We start from the raw sequence: 2,489 nt of genomic DNA, 5'->3' as shown, positions 1-2,489 counted from the left end.
GGACCGCGGAAAGCGGCCGACAAACGTTTTCTTGCTCGACGGCGTGACCAACCCGGGGAACGTCGGGATGATCCTCCGGACCGCGACCGGCGCCGGGTTCGACGGCGTGATCCTGCCCCGGGCCGGTACGCCGCACGTCGGACCGCTGGTCATCAAGGCGTCGGCCGGCGTCGCGTTCCAGGCGCCGATCGTGAACACCTCCACCGCGAAGGCCGCGGTCGACCTGCTGCGCACTGCCGGGTATCACGTGTACGGGTTGTCGGCGCGTTCGCAGGACTCGTTGTTCAAGACCGATCTCGCGCCGCGCGCGGTCTACGTGCTCGGCGGGGAAACGAATGGAATCACGGTTTCCACCGATTCCGACCTGCAGATCCCCCTGCACGCCGGGGTCGAGTCGCTGAACGTGGCCGTTGCCGCAGCGATCGTCGCGTTCGAGGTCACCAACCGCTGAGGTTCGCCGGCCGCTGAGGCCTAGCCGGTGATCTTCTTCGCCAGAGCTTCGGCGGAGTCGCGGGTGTAGGTCCCGGAGATCTGGATCTTGCCGCCGGGGATCGCGGACTGGACGGTCGGGGCGGTGACGACCTGGCCGTGGACGAGGATCGCCAGCTGGTTCGCGGGCGGATCTTGTTTGGCGAGGCTGGCGGTGAGCTGGCCGAAGATCTTGGTGCCTTCGGGGTCGAGGTTGAGGCTCACGTACCAGTACGTGCTGCCGCCGGGGTTGTAGCCGGCCTTCACCTCGGACACGTGGCTGCCGTCGAGCTCGACCTTGCCGACGGTGTAGACGATGCCCTTGTCGTCGCACGCCGTACCGTCGCGGGCTGGGGTCGGGCAGGTGCCCGGCTTGCTGGTGAGTACGCGGCGGAACTCGACCGCCTTCGGGTCGGAGGGCTTGGTGTTGGCGACCGGGGCTTCTTTCGTGGCCGGCGTCTCGTCGGGGCTGCGGGTGAGGAACACGATCACGCCTGCGCCGACCAGGAGTACGAGGAGCAGGACCAGACCGCCGACGATGAGCAGCGGCCCCCGCGACCGCTTCGGCGGACCCGGCGGAAACTGCTGCCCCGGCGGAAACTGCTGACCCCACGGCGTCTGCTGACCCGGCGGCGGCTGCTGACCCCACGGCGTCTGCTGCCCAGGCGGCGGCTGCTGGTCCCACGGAGCCTGTTGCCCCTGAGGCGGCTGCTGTCCCGGTAGCTGCTGGCCTGGGTACGGCGGTTGCCCCGGTGGTGGGCCGGGTCGGTAGGGCGGCTCGTTGGGCGGCACCGGGGGCTGGGTCATACCGACATGCTAGGTAATCAGGAAGTCAGCAGCCGGGCCGCGAGCTCGGCGTTCCGCTGCGCGAACGTCCGCCACAACTCCGGCGTACCTGCGACCCGCTCCCGCGCCGCTGCCTCCCCACACGCGCGCTGCGTCCACGTACTCATCCGCCCCGCCCGCAGCTCGAACCGCACCAGCATCCCGTCCGCCCACCCGAACACGTCCGCGTCCCGCGGCTCCAGCCACGCCACCTTCTGCTCGGCGACGATCCAGTCGAGCGCCTCGATCTCCCCTTGTACCTTCGCCGCGAACTCGTACCGCAACTCCCCCGCCGCCCGGTCCCGCCGCCGTACCAGCTCGCACCGCAACGCATCCACCGCCGCCGGATCCCGTTCCAGTACGGCGATCGCCGTACGCGCCAACGCCTTCCGATCCCCCGGCCCGATCCCGAACAACCGCCCGAACTCCTCGGCCGACCCGTCCCCCTCCACCGTGTACTGCAACGGCAGCACGCGATGCATGCCGGAAATCGCTTGACGGATCCGCAACCCACCGAGGTACGGCCCGAAGTGCACCGCCGTACCGCTGACCGTGTGCTCGAACCGCAACCCGGGCCGCGCACCGTCGCCGAGCCGGATGTACCCGACCACCTCGGCCCCGCCCTCGGTCCGGTTCCATCGCGGCTTCGTGTGCTCCAGCAGGTTCCGTTCGAGCCAGGCCGCCTCGTGCGCCGAGTCGCACCACACCCCCTCGACGCGCGCGATCCGCCGTACCATCCGCGCGAGGTGCGGCCGATCGCCGAGATGCGTCCAGTACGACCGCACCCGGCGCCGCAGATTTCGCGCCCGCCCGATGTACAGCACCTTGCCCGCGTCGTCGCGGAAACGGTAGACGCCCGGCCCGGCCGGAAGCTCGCGGACGCTGCTGATCATCAGCCCAGTGTGCCTGCTCGGATCGGCCGCGTGACCGGGTGGCGGCGGGTTTGCCACGAATGCGTTCCGGGGCTTGCGCGGCGCCGTACCGAAGCGTCATTCTGACGGGCGATCCGAGTGCCTGTGCGGGGTTGTGGGGGCAGGCGCCGGGGTTCGGGCCTGGGGGGCTTCGTGAGGAAATCTGCCCGGTGGCTGCGCTGTGCGCTGCCCACTTTGTGTCTTGCACTGCTGCTGCCGCTTGCCGTGATCGCGCCGGCACGCGCCGCGGTCACGCCGTCCGGTTTCAGTGAGCAGGTCGTGTTC

General features: G+C 70.2%; 3 protein-coding genes. 1 reads left to right on the top strand and 2 read right to left on the bottom strand.

What is annotated here, in order from left to right:
• Window positions 1-451 (top strand): RNA methyltransferase (locus VFF46_RS38345; protein WP_325042186.1); only part of this gene is annotated, 451 nt, incomplete at its 5' end.
• A 20-nt stretch (window positions 452-471) separates the two neighbouring features.
• Here VFF46_RS38345 and VFF46_RS38340 read toward each other — a convergent pair.
• Together VFF46_RS38340 and VFF46_RS38335 are read right to left on the bottom strand one after the other, a co-directional pair.
• Window positions 472-1,275 carry a SecDF P1 head subdomain-containing protein gene (locus VFF46_RS38340; RefSeq protein WP_325042185.1) on the bottom strand — a complete coding sequence of 268 codons (804 nt, stop codon included), beginning with the start codon at window positions 1,273-1,275 and terminating at the stop codon, window positions 472-474.
• Window positions 1,276-1,292: 17 nt separating this feature from the next.
• On the bottom strand, window positions 1,293-2,186 hold the full coding sequence (locus VFF46_RS38335; RefSeq protein ID WP_325042184.1) for a GIY-YIG nuclease family protein: 894 nt from the start codon (window positions 2,184-2,186) through the stop codon (window positions 1,293-1,295).
• Between the last annotated feature and the right edge of the window lie 303 nt (window positions 2,187-2,489).

The sequence above is a fragment of the Kribbella sp. genome (genome assembly GCF_035655035.1).
GTDB lineage: Bacteria > Actinomycetota > Actinomycetes > Propionibacteriales > Kribbellaceae > Kribbella.
Note: the sequence above shows the minus strand (reverse complement) of the source record. Positions and strands in the feature narration are given on the sequence as shown.